General features: G+C 60.6%; 17 protein-coding genes and 2 pseudogenes. 8 read left to right on the top strand and 11 right to left on the bottom strand.

The genetic code is table 11. The features are described from left to right. A partial coding sequence (locus FQ755_RS26875) for a universal stress protein (RefSeq protein WP_144158051.1) occupies nucleotides 1-444 on the top strand: 444 nt, incomplete at its 5' end. On the opposite strand, the gene atpC is transcribed toward FQ755_RS26875, so the two are convergent. Beyond that, nucleotides 441-875 carry an ATP synthase F1 subunit epsilon gene (gene atpC, locus FQ755_RS26870; RefSeq protein WP_144158050.1) on the bottom strand — a complete coding sequence of 145 codons (435 nt, stop codon included), beginning with the start codon at nucleotides 873-875 and terminating at the stop codon, nucleotides 441-443. The two genes, FQ755_RS26875 and atpC, sit on opposite strands and share 4 nt — an antisense overlap. 12 nt (nucleotides 876-887) lie before the next feature. Beyond that, a complete protein-coding gene (gene atpG, locus FQ755_RS26865) occupies nucleotides 888-1,757 on the bottom strand; it encodes an ATP synthase F1 subunit gamma (protein WP_144158049.1) in 870 nt (289 codons plus the stop codon). 352 nt (nucleotides 1,758-2,109) lie between these two features. On the opposite strand from atpG, the gene FQ755_RS26860 reads away from it, so the two are divergent. Then, entirely contained in the window at nucleotides 2,110-2,463 is a 354-nt protein-coding gene (locus tag FQ755_RS26860) for a BON domain-containing protein (RefSeq protein WP_144158048.1), read from the top strand. A gap of 299 nt (nucleotides 2,464-2,762) precedes the next feature. On the opposite strand, the pseudogene FQ755_RS26855 reads toward FQ755_RS26860, so the two are convergent. Continuing rightward, a pseudogene (locus FQ755_RS26855) lies at nucleotides 2,763-2,999 on the bottom strand (hypothetical protein); the annotation flags it as partial. A gap of 2 nt (nucleotides 3,000-3,001) precedes the next feature. Further along, nucleotides 3,002-4,033 (bottom strand): alpha/beta hydrolase, encoded by a 1,032-nt coding sequence (locus tag FQ755_RS26850; RefSeq protein ID WP_222105787.1) that lies wholly within the window; start codon nucleotides 4,031-4,033, stop codon nucleotides 3,002-3,004. A 384-nt stretch (nucleotides 4,034-4,417) separates the two neighbouring features. Between FQ755_RS26850 and FQ755_RS26845 the strand changes: the two genes are divergently transcribed. From FQ755_RS26845 to FQ755_RS26835, 3 genes are all read left to right on the top strand, one after another. Next, a complete protein-coding gene (locus FQ755_RS26845) occupies nucleotides 4,418-6,319 on the top strand; it encodes an ATP-binding protein (RefSeq protein ID WP_222105786.1) in 1,902 nt (633 codons plus the stop codon). 78 nt (nucleotides 6,320-6,397) lie between these two features. Continuing rightward, entirely contained in the window at nucleotides 6,398-6,769 is a 372-nt protein-coding gene (locus tag FQ755_RS26840; protein ID WP_222105785.1) for a response regulator transcription factor, read from the top strand. 69 nt (nucleotides 6,770-6,838) lie between these two features. Next, complete coding sequence (locus tag FQ755_RS26835; protein WP_144158044.1) at nucleotides 6,839-7,504, top strand: response regulator transcription factor; 666 nt, start codon at nucleotides 6,839-6,841, stop codon at nucleotides 7,502-7,504. Nucleotides 7,505-7,841: 337 nt separating this feature from the next. On the opposite strand, the gene FQ755_RS26830 is transcribed toward FQ755_RS26835, so the two are convergent. Then, nucleotides 7,842-8,129, bottom strand: coding sequence for a YciI family protein (locus FQ755_RS26830; protein ID WP_144158043.1), 288 nt, complete (start codon nucleotides 8,127-8,129; stop codon nucleotides 7,842-7,844). Between the two features lie 360 nt (nucleotides 8,130-8,489). On the opposite strand from FQ755_RS26830, the gene FQ755_RS26825 reads away from it, so the two are divergent. Continuing rightward, nucleotides 8,490-8,894 carry a hypothetical protein gene (locus FQ755_RS26825; protein WP_144158042.1) on the top strand — a complete coding sequence of 135 codons (405 nt, stop codon included), beginning with the start codon at nucleotides 8,490-8,492 and terminating at the stop codon, nucleotides 8,892-8,894. Between the two features lie 229 nt (nucleotides 8,895-9,123). Here the strand turns inward: FQ755_RS26825 and FQ755_RS26820 are convergent, their stop codons facing one another. After that, nucleotides 9,124-10,230 (bottom strand): alkene reductase, encoded by a 1,107-nt coding sequence (locus tag FQ755_RS26820; RefSeq protein ID WP_144158041.1) that lies wholly within the window; start codon nucleotides 10,228-10,230, stop codon nucleotides 9,124-9,126. Between the two features lie 123 nt (nucleotides 10,231-10,353). Here FQ755_RS26820 and FQ755_RS26815 point away from each other — a divergent pair, with 123 nt between their 5' ends. Further along, on the top strand, nucleotides 10,354-11,265 hold the full coding sequence (locus tag FQ755_RS26815) for a LysR family transcriptional regulator (protein ID WP_144158040.1): 912 nt from the start codon (nucleotides 10,354-10,356) through the stop codon (nucleotides 11,263-11,265). On the opposite strand, the gene FQ755_RS26810 is transcribed toward FQ755_RS26815, so the two are convergent. Further along, nucleotides 11,255-12,502, bottom strand: a complete 1,248-nt coding sequence (locus FQ755_RS26810; RefSeq protein WP_144158039.1) for a cytochrome P450 — start codon at nucleotides 12,500-12,502, stop codon at nucleotides 11,255-11,257. The two genes, FQ755_RS26815 and FQ755_RS26810, sit on opposite strands and share 11 nt — an antisense overlap. A gap of 250 nt (nucleotides 12,503-12,752) precedes the next feature. Further along, nucleotides 12,753-13,247: a GNAT family N-acetyltransferase gene (locus FQ755_RS26805; RefSeq protein ID WP_144158038.1), complete on the bottom strand. Its 495-nt coding sequence runs from the start codon at nucleotides 13,245-13,247 to the stop codon at nucleotides 12,753-12,755. 385 nt (nucleotides 13,248-13,632) lie between these two features. On the opposite strand from FQ755_RS26805, the gene FQ755_RS26800 reads away from it, so the two are divergent. Continuing rightward, nucleotides 13,633-14,583 carry an anti-sigma factor family protein gene (locus FQ755_RS26800; protein ID WP_144158037.1) on the top strand — a complete coding sequence of 317 codons (951 nt, stop codon included), beginning with the start codon at nucleotides 13,633-13,635 and terminating at the stop codon, nucleotides 14,581-14,583. A 49-nt stretch (nucleotides 14,584-14,632) separates the two neighbouring features. Here the strand turns inward: FQ755_RS26800 and FQ755_RS38330 are convergent, their stop codons facing one another. The 3 genes and pseudogenes from FQ755_RS38330 to FQ755_RS26790 all read right to left on the bottom strand — a co-directional run bounded on the left by FQ755_RS38330 (nucleotide 14,633) and on the right by FQ755_RS26790 (nucleotide 16,036). Beyond that, the gene (locus FQ755_RS38330) at nucleotides 14,633-15,085 is read right to left on the bottom strand and encodes a helix-turn-helix domain-containing protein (protein WP_260858879.1); all 453 of its coding nucleotides are present in this window, start codon (nucleotides 15,083-15,085) and stop codon (nucleotides 14,633-14,635) included. A gap of 12 nt (nucleotides 15,086-15,097) precedes the next feature. Further along, a pseudogene (locus tag FQ755_RS38785) lies at nucleotides 15,098-15,415 on the bottom strand (AraC family ligand binding domain-containing protein); the annotation flags it as partial. 135 nt (nucleotides 15,416-15,550) lie between these two features. Beyond that, nucleotides 15,551-16,036: a cupin domain-containing protein gene (locus FQ755_RS26790; protein ID WP_186308669.1), complete on the bottom strand. Its 486-nt coding sequence runs from the start codon at nucleotides 16,034-16,036 to the stop codon at nucleotides 15,551-15,553. Nucleotides 16,037-16,058: the final 22 nt, after the last annotated feature.

Genomic DNA, 16,058 nt, shown 5'->3' with positions numbered 1-16,058 from the left:
AGCCGGTGCGCCCAACTTGCGCTGGAAGAAGCGCTGAAAATCGCGCAGCCCGCCGCGGCGTTTGTCGAAGCCGTGTATATCGTTCAGCATGCCATGCCGCTTGAGGATCTGAATGTCGGTTCCGGCGAGGAACCTCTTCTAGACGAAGCCGGTGTTCGAGCCGGTCGCGAAGCGCTGGCGGACGCGCGCCGGCGCTTCGACGAGCTTGGTCTCCACGGAAACGCTCGATCAATCGACGCGAATAGCGAAACCATCGCGGAGGCGCTTTCCCGCGCTGTTAAGGAATGCGAAGCAGATCTGGTCGTGATGGGTACTCACGGTCGCCGTGGCATTCGGCGCGTGCTTGTCGGCAGCGTTGCCGAGTCCTTCGTCAAGATCGCGACTGTGCCGGTACTGCTGGTCCGGCACGCGACCGATAGCAGCCAGGCCGCAGCGCTGACCTAACGCGCCACCTTGTGCAGCGCCAGCGCGAAGAATCGCGCCAGTTCATCCATCAGTTCCGATCTGGCTGCGGCGAAATTGAATTCACGCTCGCGCTGCCCGGCAAACTGCGCACGCAAATCGGTGGCTTTACGTCTGGCCTCATCGGCCTTGGCCGCATCGAGCGCGGGGCTGCGTATTGCATGATCGGCCAGCACGATAACGGAGTCGTGCCGCACCTCCAGGAAGCCGCCTGCGACAAAGATATGTTCGTCGCCGCTCGCCTCTCGCTCCCGGATCTTGACGATCCCCGGCCGGATACGCGTGAGCAGGGGCGCATGTCGCGGATAGATGCCCAGTTCCCCCTCCTCGCCAGGCAGGGAAACGAACACTGCATCACCGGAGTAAAGCAATTCTTCGACACTGAGGATGTCGACGCGCAGGAGCTTGTCCATAGCCGTTTCCATTCAGACCGCCGACGCGCCGCTGACGATATCGCATAGCTCGGTGGTAATTTCCGCCTGACGCGTCTTGTGATAGAGCATGGTCAGATCCTTGATCATGCGGTCCGCGTTGTCGGTTGCCGCCTGCATCGCCAGCACGCGCGCGCACTGCTCGCAAGCGTTGTTTTCGGCGATAGCCTGATAGACAAGCGACTCGACATAACGAAGCAGTAAAGCATCGACTACCGGCTTCGGGCCAGGCTCATAGATATATTCGGGCGGCGGCTCTGCGATGCTCTTGCCATCCGGCTTCAGGTCGTCGATCGGCAGCACCTTTTCGAGTCTCGGCTCATAGGACAACGAACTGGAGAGGCGGTTATATGCGATATACACCTCATCAAGCTGCCCGTTGAGAAAGCCGCTGAGCGACACTGTAATCGCGCCAAAAAATGCGTCGAAGTGCAGATCGTCAGCAAGCACGCCCGTGCGCGCGACGATATTGGCACCATGGCGATGCAACGGGCCGATCCCGCGGCTGCCGACGACACTCACTTCGGCCTTCACCCCTGTTTGCTGCCATGCCGCCAGGGCCTCTGAACACTTGAGCAGCAATCGGCTGTTGAGTGCGCCGCACAGGCCGCGATCCGTACTGACGACGATCAGCCCGACCCGGGTGACCGGCGTGCGCCGAGCCAGAAATGCCGAGGCGTAGTCTGGCCTGGCCTGGTGCAGACGCACCACGATGGCACGTACGCGATCCGCGTATGGACGGAACACGCGTGCCCGTCGCTGCGCCGCGGCCATTTTCGTGCGGGCCATCATTTCCATTGCGCGGGTGATCTTGCGCGTCCGGGTCACGCTGCCGATCTTTGCTCGAATTTCGCGGACGTGCATGGAGCTATCCTCCCGTGGTTGGTGTGTGGCACGAAACCATGACCGAGGCGAACCAGACCGTTCGGCCTTGCCCGCTGACTCCCGCGGCGTGCCCTATCGGCGAACTGACAGAATACGTGGGGGGATCCCACCCACCACTTGATACAGGTCAATCAATGGCAGGCATGCGTCACTAACATCCAGTCGTTCCCCTGATCGGTTGCCGTGAACTGAACACTATCCGAGTAACGAAACCGTGCTAATGTAAAACCCGTTGTTGCAGGAACGCGTACCGTCCTCTGTACGCGCATGTTCTTTCGCAGGCAGATTCCCCCTTACACGATCCTTAAAACCATCACTGTGGAGTTTGGCCATGAAACCGATTTTCGCAAAACTCGCATCAACGACGGCTCTATCCTTCGCATTGGCGTTTGCTGTGCAGTCGACAGGCGCCATCGCACAGACCGACGCCTCGAGCGCGCCCACAAGCCGCGCGGCAGCCCGGAAGGCCAATCATCAACTGGAACGTAGCGTAGAGAGAGCGCTGATAAGCGCCAAGATCGACGTCACCGACATTCGCATCGTGGCGAAACACGGCCAGGTTGGCCTCGACGGCGAGCTTGCCAACTCGGCCGATATCGATAAGGCCGGCGACGTTGCGGGTAAGGTCCCAGGGGTAACCTCCGTCAAGAACTACATCACTGTTTATGAGGAAGGCGGTAAATAAGAGGGTTAGTTGGTCGTGACATGGTCACGACCAACCCCGCACGAGTCTTCGGAGCCGGTTACCGCTGACCATGTCAGGTCGCAGTTGGCCATCACGGGACCATCGGCACGAAGGCTCGCGAGCTAGCACACGTGTACTAGCTCGATTTATAGTCAGCTAGATCTTCAAGGTCAATCTCGGCACCGTGCTTCCTCCCGGTAAGATCAACGCAATGCTCAGGCTCATCCAATATCGTCAGAGCCGTAGCGCAGCGCCGCTATGCAATCGGTTCGCTCCGGGTCCTGTTCATACTCGCTAGTCCTGTCGCGTGCGGCGACGAATTTCATCGCGCCGAGGAAGCACGCACTGTAGCCAGCGGCAAACAGTTGCTCCGGGTTGGCGCCTTCGCCGCCGGCACCGCCAAGTTCCCTGGGCGTGGTCAGCTTCAAATCCGGGTTGTCTACGGGCACGATGGCGCGGCCGTCACGGCCAACGGTGATGATCCAATGGTGCCAGGGGCGACCCGGCGCATAAAGGTTGTGCCGGGTCGCCCTGATACTTACTGGCCGATATGCGCGCGGATTCCGTCGCTGATCTGTTGAAGCGCGGCCTCTGTCGAAGGTACGTGACGCAGCGCGTTGAGCAGCACGAAGTCGTGAATCGTGCCGTTGTAGCGCACTGCGGCCACCACGTTGCCAGATTCCTTCAGCTTTCGGGCGTAAGCCTCGCCTTCGTCACGCAGGGGGTCGTTCTCGGCCGTCACGACGAGTGCCGGCGGCAGGCCCTTCAGTTCGTCGGCGCTGGCGCGCAGCGGCGAGACATACGGGTTGTCACGCGTCTTCGCGTCGGGCGCGTACAGGTCCCAGCCGTACTGCATGAACGAGCGCGCCAGAAAGCGGTCCGTGCCGTACTGATGATAGGAATCCGTATCGACGCTCGCGTCGGTAGCCGGAATCAGGAGTGCCTGATAGCTGATCTTCGGGCCCTGGCGATCCTTCGCCATCAGCGTGAGCGCCGCAGCCATGTTGCCGCCCACCGAGTTGCCGGCGACCGCGATCCGGCTGCCGTCGGCACCGAAATCAGCGGCGTGCTCCGAGATCCACTTGAGCGTCGCGTACGACTGGTCGAGCTGGGTCGGGAATTTGGCGTCCGGCAGCGGCGTGTAGTCGACGAACACGCCGATCTGCCCTGACTGGACCACGAGGTCACGCAGCAGCCGCTGGTGGTTAGCGAAATTACCGACGATCCACACACCGCCGTGGATGAACAGCAGCACGCCGGGCTTGCCCTGCACATGGTCGGGCTTCATGACGTAGACCTTGAACGAATGGCCGTCGGCGCTCATCGTGCGTTCGGTGGTCGTGACGCCCGACAGGTCGACCGGCGTCTTGTTCTGCAGGCCGGTCAGGATATCCTGCGGTTGCGGTTGCGGCAGCTTCCAGAATTCGCTGCTGTCCTTGTTGATGTCGACGAGAAACGAGCGTACCTGCGGATCGAGGTGGGGGTCGGTGGCGACGTCTTGCGCGATGGCGGCCTGGCTCATGATGGTGGCTCCTGCGAGAACAGTGGCGAGTTTGGCGAGGTGTTTCATGGTGCTGACTCCTGAACGGTAATGAGATGATCTGAAAGGTTGGTACACGGTTCGGTGCTTCGATCGCATCGCGGGACCGTATCCTGTTGCCAGGTGTGTGCGGTGCTGCGATGGATGCAAAGTTAGCCGTCCTCGCGGCTTCAGGAAATTCATGCCTAGGTATGAGGGACGCGCTCATGGGATCAGGGAGGCGCTCCAGGCCCATGACTGGCAAGGAAAAGCGGGCAAGTGCGAGAAGCAACGCTGGCGCGGTTCATACCAAGGTAGGGGGCGCGGCACGACGCGTCCTGTAGTCGTTACAATCGTCCCCGTCGACGTGACATCGACCTTCCAGTAACACACTGCACTGACCGGACACGTCTTATGATTGACAAACGAATAGCGATGAGGGCCTCGATTGGTCTCGCATTGACGATTGCGGCGGGCATCGAGCTGGCGATCTGCGTTTTCGATACGCTGGCGCCGTTCGAAGCCGCGGTCTCATTGCTCTATCTCGCCGTGATATTGCTTGTCGCGCCGTTTGGCCGGCGCTACGTGCTCGCGGCAGGTGCCGTGACCGCTGCGCTTGCGACACAGTCGTTTGTCATGGGTCACCTCGACGGGATGGCGGGCAGTGCGTTACTGGGGTACGGCGTAAGTCTTGCGGCGATCACAATCACGACGCTCCTGTCGCTGCGTGACCGGTTTATCCGGACTACGCTTGGTGAACAGGCGCGAATTCTCGAGTTGACGCACGACACGGTCATCATTCGCGATCCAGACGACGTGATCCTCTACTGGAACGATGGCGCGCAACAGCTGTATGGCTGGACACGTGAGGAGGCGGTGGGCCGTGTTTGCAGCGATCTGCTCATGTGTGAGTTCCCGTCAGCCGAGGTCAGATCGACGCTACACGCGGACGGTCAATGGTCCGGCGAAATAATCCGGACCCATCGCGACGGCACGCGCATCGTGCTCGCGAGCCGCTGGCTCGCGCGCCGGGACCCGACGGGTCGCCCGATCGGTGTGATCGAGTCGAGCGCGGATCTGACCGAACTGCGACGCGCTGATCTCGAGCGGCGCGTGTCCGAGCAGCGCTACCGGACCATGTTCGATCTCGCCGGCTTCGCCGCATGGGAGTCGGACTGGTCGACAACCTTGCGGATTGCCACCGATGGCTTGCCGGCCCACCTGCCCATCGACGAGTGGCTGGCCGGCCGCCCGGACATCGTCGAGCGCGCGATCGCGGGCGCAGTGGTTCGCGACGGCAACCAGGCGGCAGTCGATCTGTTCGAGACGGGCACGGTCGAGAAGCTGATTGGTTCGAACCCGTGCCGGGCACATCTACCCGAGGCGCGAGCCGGCTTCGCGCGGATCCTTGCGGCACTCACGCGCGGGGCTCATATGGCGGAGAGCGAAACCCGGATCGTGACGCCGAGCGGCCGCGTGGCGGACATCGTTCTGCGCGTGACGCAGTTGCCCGAGGGCGAGCGCGGCTCGCATGTGCTCGTGATGGCATTCGACGTAACGGAGCGCAACGAAGCACGCGCGCGGATTGAGCAGGCTTCGGCTGAGCTTGCGCATGCGGCGCGAGTGTCGATGCTCGGCCTGTTGTCGGCGTCGATCGCACACGAAGTCAATCAGCCACTGACGGCGATCGTCAACTTCGCGAAATCGGGTCAGCGCTGGCTCGGGCGCGCCGACCCGGACCTGGACGAGGTCCAGCGCTGCTTCGAAAGGATCACGTCAAACGGCACGCGCGCGGCCGACGTGATCGGGCGTGTCAGGTCGCTTGCGCGCAAGGAGGCCCCCCAGGTCGAGCTTCTCGACGTCGCCGAGCTCGCCGATGACGCGCTGGAGCTGATCCAGCGCGAAGCGCGAGGCGCCGGCATCACGCTGACGCAGACCATCGAAGGTGGGCTGCCGAGGGTCTGCGCCGATCGCGTGCAGGTTCAGCAGGTGCTCGTGAACCTGGTGATGAACAGCATCCAGGCGATGCGCGAACCGACCGGCGGCGAACGGGCGATCCAGATCCGCGCGACGCATCAGTCCGACGGGATGATCCAGCTCGCGGTGCGGGATTCCGGCCCCGGTTTTCCGGATGGCGGGGCTCATGCCTTCGAGCCATTCTTCACAACCAAGGTAGATGGGATGGGGATGGGCCTGTCCATCTGCCGCTCTATCATTGAGGCGCAAGGGGGCCGGATCAGCGCCTCGAACAACGGCGGCGAGCCGGGCGCCCAGGTCATATTCACGTTGCCCGTCGTATGCGGCGACCGGATTGCCGAGAGCGAAATCAAACCTTGATATGATTGCCACGTTGAAATGCGTGGCGCTAACATCGGCTCCTTGGAATCGCGGGTCAGCCGCAATGAGGACGATAACGTGGACTGCAGCGACTCTTTGATTGGCATCGTCGACGACGACGCAGAGGTGCGAGACAGCATCGGCATGCTGCTTCGGACGGCCGGGATCTCCATCCGGAGTTTCGACGCGGCCGAATCGCTGCTTGCGTCGTCGGAGTTGTCGGCGATGCAATGCGTGATTACCGATCTGCACATGCAAGGCATGGACGGACTCGACCTGCAGCGTGAACTGACGCGACTGGGCCGCAATGTGCCGGTAATACTCATGACCGCCTATCCGACACCTGAGGCGCGCGAGAAGGCGCGGAGGCTGGGTGTCGCGCGCTTTGTCTCAAAACCGGCGGATCCCGAATGGCTGCTGGCTGAAGTCGAGGCGCTGCTCGACGCCTGAAACCGGAGTGGGTATGTCGGCCGCTCATGCCCGGCCCACAACAACACGCCCTGCCCAATGAGATCCACAATGAACGAACCATGCTCCCTGCCTGCTGGTGACCTGATATGCGTCGTCGATGACGATGCAGACGTTCGCGAATCACTCGACACGCTGTTGCGATCGAATGGCCATCGGGTCCGCACGTTCGGTGGTCCCGATGAGTTCCTTGAGTGCGACGAGGCTGATTCTGCGGCGTGCCTGATCCTCGACGTGCGGCTGCGTGGCTTTAACGGCCTCGATTTCCAGCAGGAGCTGGCCGGGAGCGAGGCGGTGTTGCCCGTGATTCTGATGAGCGGTCACGGCGACGTCCCGATGACCGTGCGCGGGATGCGCGCGGGAGCGATCACGTTCCTGTCGAAGCCGTTCGCCGAGGAGGCAATGCTGGCGGCGATTGATGAGGCGATCGCCCGAGGCCGTGAACAACGCCTCGTCTCACGTGAAAAGGCATTGTTGCGCGCGCGCTTCGATAGCCTGACACCGCGCGAGCGCGAGGTACTCGGGCTCGTGTCGGCGGGCCTGATGAACAAGCAGATAGCCGGCCGACTCGAACTCAGCGAAATCACCGTCAAGATCCATCGCGGTAATCTGATGAAAAAGATGGAAGCCGATTCACTCGCCGACCTGGTGTTGATGGCCCAGGCGCTCGGTGTGCGCGAACGAGTTTCGCGTTATGGGCAGAATAGCGGTCGATGACGCATCTGGCTTGTGGGCCACCCGGCCGGGCACCAAGGATCCCATCGCCCTGTCACCATTGCGGTCCCTGCACTCTCTGGTTCCGAACGCGCACACAGGCGCGCTCCTGCTGGCTGTTTTCGCGTCGTACACTACAAGCACACACTTTTACCAGGGCGACGTCCCGGCGCAAACGAAGCATCTCGATGCACCACCTGTGCAGGACGCTTCAGCGCCATGAGCACAACGTGGAGGATTGGATGGTCGGAAAGGCCATGATTCCGCCGTGGGCGGTTGCCGTGCTTCGTCCGCAGGTGCAGTGCCGTGATCGCTAACAATCGGGGCGCCTGGATACCCGTTAAAGGATTTGCTTCAGCGTGGGGTGAAATTTCACCGGTGCAAATTTGGTTACATGATAAGCCGCGACGCCGTGTTGATGGAACGGGTCACGCACGAGAATTGCATCCAGTTCTTCCCGGCTAACGCGCCCGCTTACAAGGATAATTCCACCATCGCGCGGATCTTTTGGCCCAGACGCCAGAAATACTTCGTTGGCATATTGCTCATCGAGAAAACTGCGATGTGCTTCCAAATGGGCTTCGATGGCGTCCAAGGGTTGGATATACGTGAGTTCTACGATATACATCGTCCCGGCCTGCGTGAAAATCTTAAATTTGATTGTGTCGAAATCGAATCTTACCAAGCCTGGTTCGCGTGACCAAGTCTCGGGCTGACTAGGGCGCTAGAACGGCAGTCGCCAGGCACTGCTCGAGACTTCGCCTGACGGCAACCATCGGGTCATTGATCCTGGATTCGCGCTGCCTCTTTGGTAAGCCTGAATCCCAGTCGATGCGTCGATGCGTCGATGCGAAGAGGCGCGGGTTCAATGAGAGAAAGTTTCCGTGGAGCGCCATTACCCAGTGGAATATCCGGATCAGTCCAGGTGTTATCTAAACAGCATCCCGCTAACATAGCCCACGCGAGCGCCAGCAAGAGAAAATAATCCATGACACACGACTTCATCCCCGACCGCCACGACCGACCCATTTTCGAGCAGGCCGTCCTGGCACCTCTTCATGCAGTCCTCTTAGGGCTACATCTTTTCGATCATAAGATGATAAGAGATCAATGGTTGCCCGGCGGCGCAGCAACACTAATCCGCCAAGGCGAAATTTTACAGCTTGACGTTGATGGCTTCGTCGAGCGTCTGCCCACGCAAGGGCCGGCCCTCGAAGAATATATTAGAGATCCCGTCGTTTTCGTCGATCACAATATCGCATGTATATGGGCGCCATACGAATTTTTCCTGGACGGGAAACTTCATCACGTCGGGACTAACATCATCAATCTCGTTCAACTCGACGGACGCTGGTTGATTTCCGGGGTGTTGGATAATTCCAGGTTAGTTTAAATCTTTGCACCGGAGGCGTCCGTCGTCCCGCCTCTCAGGACCGTCGCGCTAGCCACGATGGGAGCCGGCGCTGACACCGGCGGCGCTTCCATCATGGACGCGCATCGGGCGGCAGCAAGCATGGACGTCCTCCCGACAAGAAAACCCGCGCAGCTTCGAATCCGCACATCCATCAACCCTGAATCCACTCACGACGGAAAATTATTCATCCGGCGCCGTAACGAGCGAGTCAGGCCAATTCGATAAGCGGATAGTCGATATATCCGGCCGCGCTCCCCTGGTAGTAGGTTTGCGGATCGGAAGGCGCGATTGGCAACGCATCGCGCATTCTCGCGACCAGATCTGGATTGCCGATAAATGGCGTCGCAAACGACACAAGATCGGTGGCCTTCGAGCCGATCGCTGCATTGGCGCCGTCGCGATCAAAGGCGCCATTGGCAATCATTGTGCCGCGATAACGCGCGCGGTAATACGCAATGGTGTCCTGCAATTGCGCAACCGGAGACCCGCTGAGATCGCCGCGGGCTCTCACTATCTGCAGATGCGACAAGGCGAAATGATTTAGCCCGTCGACCAGATAGTCGTAGGTCAGCGGCGTTTCATCGGTTGGCGCGAACCCTCCCATCGAAAAGGTCGGTGCGATCTTGATGCCGACCCGGCCCGGTCCCCATTCGGCAATCATCGCCTCAAGGATTTCGAACACGATTTTCGTGCGCTTGCCGGCGCTGCCGCCATATGCGTCGGTCCGGCGATTCAATGCGCTATTCAGGAACTCCGGCAACAGATAAGTCGTGGCGCAATGCAATTCGACACCATCGAATCCAGCGATTTTCGCGTTGCGCGCCGCGAACCCATAATCGTCGATCGTGGCGCGGATTTCGTGGGCATCCATTGCGCGCGGCGTAACCGTATCTTTGAAGCCGCCGGGCGTGAACGACCGCAAACCTGGATTGACCGCCGACGGCGCAAGCGGTAGCTCGCCGTTGAAGAAGTCGGGATGGGACACGGCGCCGGAGTGAGCAAGCTGAGCGAAGATCCGTCCGCCCGCCGCGTGAACCGCGTCGGTGACGGCACGCCAGCCGGCAATCTGCTCCGCCGTGAACAATCCCGGCACGTTGATAAAACCGATGGCCTGTGGACTGACCCATACCGCCTCGCTGATCATGAGGCCCGCTGACGCCCTCTGCCGGTAATACTCGACATGCAATGCGGTCGGCACAAGGCCCTGGTTGGTGGCGCGCCCACGAGTCATCGAGGCCATCACGACCCGGTTGGGAAGATCGAGCGCGCCGAGGCTAACGGGCGTGAAAAGAGACGGAGCTGGGCTCAACGGCATGGTGAAATATCCCTTGAAGTGACGTATTTTGCGCACTGACAACGCAGCGTAAGTTGCAATCATGGCAGCTTTGGATTCAAACTAGAAGATGGGTTAATTGACTTGCTTCTATTTGAAATTCAAATGAATGATCGATTGCTGTCCATGTACCTGTTCGTGCGCGTCGCGCGATCCGGCACCTTCTCAGGCGCGGCGCGCGCAACCGGCATGTCGCAGCCAACCGTGTCGCGCATCGTGGGCGACCTCGAAAAACAGGTGGGGGTCTCGCTGCTGACGCGGACAACCCGCGCCGTCACCTTGACGGAAGCCGGCGCCGAATACGTCAAACGCGCCGAAGCGATTCTGGCGGCGGTCGAGGAAGCGGACCACGCGGCGCGCGGCAGCGGCGAACTTCGCGGTCTGCTGCGGGTCGGCATGTCGACGTCATTCGCAGTGCGTATGGTTCTGCCGAAACTCGCCCTATTCACCGACGCGCATCCGGCGCTCAAAATCGAGTTCGTGCTCGCCGATCATCGACAGGACCTGGTGAGCGAGTCGGTCGACGTTGCCGTGCGGATCGGCCCGTTATCGGACTCGACCGGTGCTGTCGCCCGCAAGATCGGCGTGACGCCGCGCGTGCTGGCGGCGTCGCCGGCTTATCTCAAGCGAGCCGGCGTACCGCGCAAACCCCAGGATCTATCGGGTCATACGCTAATCGCCGGTCCCGCCGGCCGCGGCCCGGACGCCTGGTCCTTTCGCAAGAACGGCGTGGCGACCACGGTGCGCGTCGAGGCCCGTTTCACGCTGGATAGCAATGAAGCGGGAGTGGCCGCAGCGGTGGAGGGACTCGGAATCGTTTCTTCCGGTTTATTAGGCTGCGCACAAGAACTACATGACGGCACCCTCGTCAGGGTACTGAAAAACTGGGACATCGGCTCAGGCGACGTGCATGCCATCTTGCCCGCCGGCAGGGCCGCCAAACCCTCTGCGCGCGCATTCGTCAATTTCACGATGTCGCTGCTCGGCAAAGCAAACGGCACCGCAATTACAGGCTGACAAACGGGCTGGCATACGGGCTGACATACGGGCTGACATGCTGCCGAGCCGGCAACGATTGCACGCCGCGCAGATTGTGTCGATTACGCCACTGCGGGCGATCCAACTCGGCCAGTTGCAGGTCCGGGAAGCGCTCAAGCAGCGTTTTCAGGGCTGTTTCGATTTCGAGCGCGGCAAGGCGCGCGCCAAGGCAGAAATGAATGCCACCGCCAAACGCCAGGGCCCGGCCAGCATCGGCACGCTCGATGTCGAGCCGGTCCGGGTCCGCGAACACATCAGGATCGCGGTTTGCCGCACCAATCAGCATGAAGACAATCGTACCGGGCGCCAACGTTACACCCCCAACTGTCACTTCTTCAAGGGCGGTCCGCACGACCATCTGCACGGAACTGTCGTAGCGCATGCACTCCGTGACCGCCTTCGACGTCAACGCCGGCTCGCGCCTGAGCGCCGCCAGTTGCTGCGGATGGCGGCTGAGCGCCAACAACGTATTGCCGATCATATTCGACGTGGTCTCGTGACCGGCGGTGAAAATGAGGATCACGTTTGCAATGACTTCATCGTCGGTCAGCGATCCGCCCTCCCCGCCGGTTGCCAGCAACGAAGAGATGATGTCGTCGCCGGGATTCGCACGCCTTTCAGCGACGACTGCGCGGAAATACGCGTCGAGTGTCTGCGCGCCCTCATTCGCGTCGCGAAGCAGCGCGTCGCTGAGCGGCGCCAGATCCATGGCCGTCACCATGCGGCTCGCGGCATCGCCGAGCTGGGTGCCGTGCTCGATCGGCACATCGAGCAAGCCGCAGATTATTTCCACCGGCAGCGGTGTGGCATATTCGGTCATCAGGTCGAATTCCGGCTTTGCAGCTAGACGGTCGGCCAACCGGTTCACGGTCGACTCGACAATGTCCTTAAGTCTCGTCATCTGGCGGCCATTGAACGCCTTCGTCAGGCGCGCGCGCAGTCGCGTATGCGTCGGCGGGTTCATCATCAGAAAGGTACGGCTAAGCGTCTGGAACACGGGCTGCGACGGCGCGCTCTCGCCATACCGGACGATCACGCCCGGCATATAGTTCTTTCCCATACCGCGATCCCGCAGCAAAGCCTCGACGATCAGCATGCGGCCAGTCACAAAGGCATTGGGACCGAACTGCACGAAGGGCCCTGCGTTGCGGATTTTCTCGTACAACGGGTACGGGTTTTCGAAAAAAGCGGGTGAAGAAAAGTCGTTGAAATTCATCGCTTGATCGTGCTTGAAGTAGTGGCTCGCGTTGAGAATCGAATACCTGCTGATACGTGCGCTCGTCACCTGACAACAATTCACAACCCGGATTTATTCCATACGCATTGAAAATCGGCACGGTCAAAGAGAGGCCACGGCCCGGGAAGCGGTAGCAAACCGCGAAACGGACAGTCCGCATATCACGGCCAGGCAGGCTCGACGAAGCGCGTGACAGCAAGCGACTCTGCCAGCCGACGTGCCGCTCCGGTCAGGAATGGACGGGACGATCCACGGTGTCGACGGATTTGGCCATGCGCACACGGGTTTCGATAAAACCGAGGCGGGCATACAACCGGCGAGCGCCCTCGTTGTGCCAGAACACATTCAGCGCGAGCTTCGTCTTACCGGACTGGATGGCCCACCTCTCCGCCTCACGCAGCGCGGCCGTTCCGACACCCTGCCCTCGAAACTCGGGACGGACAAATATTTCGTAGATATAGGCCGAATGAGCGCCCGCTGCCGGATCCGTTCCAAGCCACAGATAGCCCACCGACACATTTTCTTCGCCGCTTTTTATCGTGAACAGATGCTGCGCCGGCGTCTCATGCTTCAAGGGCAGTAGTTTGTCGATCGTCTCTAGCGCATTTGCGCGAGCCTTCTCCGGATCTACGCCCTCTATCTCGAGTTGAGCCGCGTACTGCCGGACTGTCTGGGCCTTATAGCCCGCAAATTCACTTTCCTGCATCGGTTGTAGCTGAATCATGTCAAGTTTCCTTTAACTATCTGTCTCGAGTCTTTCAGATCGCAAGCCATACGGCGCGCGCTGCAAGTCAAGATCGGTTAGCGCACCGGCCAGCATGGTATCCCGACATAAAGTTCAGGCGCGGCGAACACCCATGCCCCGCCACCAAAAGCAACCGACCGATGTCGCCCGATGTAATCCGGATGGAATAAATTCCCCCGCCAGTTGTTCTGTATGTCAAAGGACCCAATCCTTGCCCGACGCACAACGCGCCGTTATGCTGATGACGGGCATAACGCGGCTCGGCGGCCCACTGTCGCGCCCGCGCCGGGCAATGGGCGCGTTCTTCAATGACCAAAGCGAAAACATATAAAAAATTGCTGTAAATAGAGAGAAAACCGGGGTTATGAAAATAGACGACATCCTGCTCCTGCTGTACGTCGACGGCGAGCTGGCGCCGGACGACCGGCTGGACGTCGAGAAAGCGATCAACGTGTCGGCCGACGCCGCTGGGCGGGTCGCATTGCTCAAGGCATCGAAACTGCCCTTGCGCGAGGCATACGCCCGGCAAAATCTGCCGCCCGTTCCCGATAGCCTGAAACAGAAGATCGACGCGCTCGTGCAGGCGCATGCCGTCGCCCCGGATGATTCCCTGCACGGCAATCGCGCCGTTAAGCCCGCTGCGGCCGTCAACGATCCGCTCGGCCCGGATGTACACGCCTTGCCCCGCTTCGCACCGGTGCGTTCCCGTATGCGCATAACACTGCCCTGGCTCGCCGTCGCTTTCGTGGCAGGCGCATTTTGCTGGGGAATCACCTCACGTCTCGCACCTCGTGCGCTTCCTGGTACAACCAGCCTTTCCGCTTCGCAGATGGCGGACAGCGGCGCCTCGCCGTGGGTGCGCGCCGCAGTGAGTTACCAACAACTGTATACGCGCGATACGGTCGCGCTCGATGCTCCTGCGCCGGACGTCTCGGCCCGCACGGTGTCGAACATCCGCCACGACGACGGGCTCGATCTGCGCGTGCCCAATCTAAGCCCGATGGGGCTGACATTCAAGCGCGTGCAGCGTCTGCGCTTTCACGACAAACCGCTCGTGCAGATCGTGTATCTGCCGCAAAAAGGCGCGCCCGTCGCGCTGTGCGTGACCAAAGACGCGAAAGCCGATGCGGCGCTCGCCCAACTGCATCTCGACGGCATGGATGTCGTGACCTGGCGGCAAGCCAAACTCAGTTATGCGCTGATTGCCGCGCCAGGCGTCGCCGATCTGAATGACATTGGCAAACAGATTGCCGCGAGCACCGTAGGGGCCATTTTCAGTCAGCAAAGTTTTATGGAGAGCGAGACGGCCGGATGAGGCGTTTGGTTGCTGTCGCACGCCTGCTGTCCGGATTACTCGCTGCCGTCTATCCTTTGTACAGATTGGGCGTAGCACCCATGATGCGGCTGAACAGGCGGATAAAACTGCTGACGCTGTCGTAGCCGGCAGTCGCCGACGCCTGCTTGACGGACGCGCCATTTCGCAATTCTGTGGCCGCCAATAGAATGCGCGCGTGCTGCACCCACTGTACGACCGTCATCCCCGTTTCTTCCCTAAACCGGCGCAGAATGGTTCGCTCGGAAAAGCCCGTTTGAGAGGCTAACTGACCGAGCGTGCGCCGTTCGGCCGGGCTCTGCAGGATGTCGTTCGCGATCCGCCGCAGTCTGGGGTCGAGCGGCATCTGCATATTGAGCGGCATGTCGAACGAACGCCGGATTTCGTCTATCAGCACCGCCACAAGATTACGCTCGCTATTGCCGGCTCGCGCGGTGTCGGTCAGATCGGTCAGGTCGGTCAGGCGCCGGACGATTTCCAGCATCAGACTTGAGCCTTGAAACGCGAAGATACGATTGGGCAGCGCGGCGTCCACCTCCGCCGGCAAGTACAACGCAAACCCTTGTATGCCGCCCGCGGAGTCCAATGAATGCGTGGTATGCGCGGGTATGTACAGATACCGGCCCGAAGGCAAAACCCAGTGGCCCGAAGCCGCGCGAATCGACGCCGCCCCGCTCGTCAGCACCATTAGCTGCGCGCAATGGTGTTCGTGATCAACGGTGTGCCATTCGGTTTGCTCGCTAAAGTGAGCGGCAAACACGCTCGCGCGAGGCTCTGCCGCAATCCGATGCAATACTTTTTCGCTGAGGGCCATGGTGAGCGGTGAATTGTCCGTTTCAAACCCGAAGATACCAAAGCCTGGCCGCATGCGCACCGATGCCACGCCTCGCTCGCGACAGTCGCCCCATCACGGAAACTGCCGCGGCAGTATCGACAATCCACCCGATCATCAGGGTTGATAGAACTCCAAAGTATGTTGCATGCCGATCTGGCCGACCCGCTGCATGGCTTCCTCCGGCGTCAGGCCGGCCCACCCGGCTGCGTCGATCTGAACCTCATCAAAGAACTTCTGATGCGCGAACGACGCAATGTCGAGCAAGGTAGCGTCCGAGCTACTCAGGTTCTGAACAGAATGATATCCGTCCGCAGCCACCACGACGGTGTCGCCTCCCCGCACAACCTCCTTCACGCCTTCGGCGCCATGAAACAGCGTGAACTCCACCTCTCCAGAAATAATATAAAAAACCTCCGGATATTGATGCCTATGCTTCGGGATCACTTCGCCCGGCGACAGCGTTTGCACGGCGACGGTGAACGTTCCATCGGTGTCGTTGCCGCGAGCTTTCCAGACAAGATGCGCTCCCAGTACGTCAAACTTCTCACCTTGCGCGCCGCGAACGACATGCGAAGTTGTCGATGCAATTTCGTGTTTCATAAAACCAGTTCCTCCAGGTTCA

It is taken from the genome of Paraburkholderia sp. BCC1885 (assembly GCF_900996235.1).
Classification (GTDB): Bacteria; Pseudomonadota; Gammaproteobacteria; order Burkholderiales; family Burkholderiaceae; genus Paraburkholderia.
This window is presented reverse-complemented; position numbering and strand designations above follow the sequence as displayed.